Source organism: Achromobacter sp. 1011811831 (genome assembly GCF_059760905.1).
Map to the genome: position 1 here is coordinate 1 of NZ_JCBANG010000180.1, position 2,992 is coordinate 2,992.

Annotated in this window: 3 protein-coding genes; all 3 read right to left on the reverse strand. The window is 62.5% G+C overall.

Translation table 11 applies throughout. The features are described 5' to 3' along the window. Positions 1-67 (reverse strand): ESPR domain-containing protein (locus tag AC6LJ9_RS30395; RefSeq protein ID WP_498150424.1); only part of this gene is annotated, 67 nt, incomplete at its 3' end. Positions 68-379: 312 nt separating this feature from the next. Further along, positions 380-577 carry a hypothetical protein gene (locus AC6LJ9_RS30400; protein ID WP_498150422.1) on the reverse strand — a complete coding sequence of 66 codons (198 nt, stop codon included), beginning with the start codon at positions 575-577 and terminating at the stop codon, positions 380-382. Positions 578-665: 88 nt separating this feature from the next. Continuing rightward, positions 666-2,992, reverse strand: a 2,327-nt coding sequence (locus AC6LJ9_RS30405; RefSeq protein WP_498150423.1) for a M26 family metallopeptidase, incomplete at its 5' end; no start/stop codon positions are given.

Sequence of the window (2,992 nt, forward strand, 5' to 3'; positions counted from 1 at the left end):
TCAGTTCGCTGGCGACCTGCCAGCACCCCTGGGTAGCGTTCCAGACCAGCGCGTAACTCTTGTTCATAGCGAACGTCCTTTGTCGATTGATTCTGCTGCTCCCCAGCAGATGGGCCCCGCGATGCGAATGTCGAACTTTGCAAGCTAGGGGTTGTAGGCGTTTTCGGACCGATGGGAACGCGAATGGCTAAAAAACGAAGTTCTCCTATTTATTTAGGAGAATCCTTCGATCAGAAATTGGGAGAATCATGAGTGACACGCCAGTTTTCCGAACTCGAATGCGTGTTCGTCGCCCTGGCGAAGGTGGTCGGCAGGATGGAGATCGCTGGCGTTGACGATGGAGGGATGCCAGGAGTCGCCCCTGGGACTGAGGGGCGCGTCACTCGGCCCGGTTTGCCGTGTGTGAGCGCGGCCGGTTGATGGCGATGACGATGAGGCCTCCGCGTACCTGGAAGCGCAGGGCGCAGCCCTGGCTGGCGAAGTTGAAGGTGGTGTTGGCCACCACCTTCGGATCCTGCTGGCTGACATCGAAGGTCAACGCACAGCCAGCGCCGATGCGGTAGACGATGCTGGCCAAGTCCAGCGCGTTGGCGAAGTGCTGCCGGGCGCCGTTGAGCGGCTCGGGCCCCCTCGATTACTCGGCCCGAGCCTTGCCTGCGCGGCGATCAGTGGCGATTGTTAGCCAGGATTTGGCCGATTGGTGGGAGCGAGCCGTTCTGCTTCGAGGTTGACTGCAGCGTCGGCAGCGACTCTGGGGCGTGGTTCTGATCGCTGGCGATCAGGGTGCCTTGCACACCGTTCGGCGAGTTGATCTGCACCGATGTCGTTGCATCCTTGATTCCGCCGAAGTTGACCCCGATCAGGCCTCCAGCCGTCGAGCCACCGGTGATCGATCCAGAAGCATTGACGCCAAGGATGTGGCCGACGTTGACGCCTGCGATGCCGCCTGTCGCCGAGAGGCGGGGCGCCTGGATATCGACGTTGGCATTGGCGTTGACGATAGACCCCGGCCATAGCACGCCGGCAATGCCGCCCATCGCAGAGCCAACGCCGGACTGTGATTGCGCGGCCGACAGCTTGGCCTGAACGTTCAGGTTTTGGAGTTGCGCGTTATCGGCATCGCCGACAATGCCGCCGATGATGGAATCGGCGCCGCCACGCAGGTTAACGAAGGCGTCGGCAAGGTCCACGCTACCGTCGTAGATTTGGCCAGCGATGCCGCCGATGTTTGCCTGATTGCCGCCGATCACCGTGGCGTTCACCCGCACCCGCTGCAGTCTGCCATTCACTTGGTTGCCGACAAGACCGCCGAGCGCTTTCGCCGTGACGTCCCTGACCTGGCCTTCATAGCGCGCGTCTTCGACGAGGGCGCCCGTGTTCTGGCCGATCAATCCGCCGATGGCGGCGCTGTAGTGGCCGTTCACGTTGCCTTGGGCCTCTACGTTCGACAGCTTGCCGGCGATGTTGGCGCCCACTAGTCCACCCACATTGCTACCGGCTCCCACCGACGATATCTGGGCGGCGCTGCTGGCATTCTTGATGGCGCCGGACGTGTCGCGCCTTGTGCGATCCTGCGCATTCAGGCCGACCAGCCCGCCGATGTTGGCATTGGCGTACTGCACCGAGATCATGCCGGTGCTTTGTACGTTCAGGAGATGGGCGCCCATGTTCTTGCCTACCAGACCGCCAACGGCGACGTTGCCGCGGTGGCCCGAGCCGGAGATGTAGGCGGTTGCCCAGCTGTTGCTGATCTGCTTGGCGCGCGGCGTCTCCTGCGCCAGTCCGATCAGGCCGCCTATCGCGGTGCTGTTGGCGTTGCCCACTACATTGCCGCTGAAGGACGCATTGTTGATATCGCCCCCGAAGTAGTTGCCGACCAGCCCGCCCATGACATGCGAATTACGGCTGCCTATCACCATGCTGTTGGTGACATGGATGTTGCTGATATTGCCAAAGTTGGAGCCAGCCAGCACGCCCAGTTGCATGGCCTGCGGGCTTTGCGAGCCGCTGACCATGGCGCGATCCACCTTCAGGTTGCGGACCGTGCCGTTGATGATGCTGGCGAACATGCCTACCGATGGTCCAGTGCCGTAGATATTCAGGTTGGAAATGGTATGGCCCAGGCCGTCGAGGACGCCGCTGAACTCATGCTGGCCGCCGGCCAGAGCCATGAAGCTGCCTTGGCCGGCAATGTCGTTGCCCAGCACATAGTGGCCGCTCGGATTGCGATCGATGGCGCTGAGCTGGGACAGGTTCTGCACTACCACATAGTCCTGGCCATTGGCGCGGAACGAGGCGTTCGCGCCGGACAGCGTGACGAAGGCAGCGCCGCGGGTCTCGTGTTTTGCGGGCAGTTCAGGCAGATTGGAATTCAGCGTCAGCGAAGCATTCCTGCCGGCCAGAGTCACGTCCTTGTCAATCAGCACGGCGCCCCCGTGTGAGCCTATCGTCAACCGGGCATTGTCGCCATACGCGGTGATGGCGCCGCCGACCTTGATATCACCTGAGGACGACAGGGTCAGGGCATTGCCGTTCTGCCACGAGATGCGATCCTCGACGCTCATGTTCACCCGGCCGTCGAGCAAGACCTCGTTCTGCTTCAGCATGCCGGCCAGTTGCTCTCCGGACAGCACGGTATCGCTGGAGCTCACCGCCGTCATCTGTACGGCGTCACCCACGCGCATGCGTTCGGCAGTCAGTGCCAGCGAGCCGGTTTTCTTGTCCGCCCCCCCCTGGGTGGACACCTTCAATGTCGGCGCGATGTTGAGCTTGCGGCCTTCGATGGTGATCTTGCCGCCCGCGGACGAGTCTTGTGCGCTGCTGGCGTTCAGCACGCCGGCCACCTGGACCCCATGGTCGGCGCCTTGCAGGTAGATCATGCCGATCTTGTCGGCCTTCAGGGTCGTGGCTTCGATGGTGCCTTCGTTGTTGACCACGGTGCGCAGGGCCGTGTTGGTCGCGTTCGCGCTCAGTTGTGCAGCGCCGCTCGCCG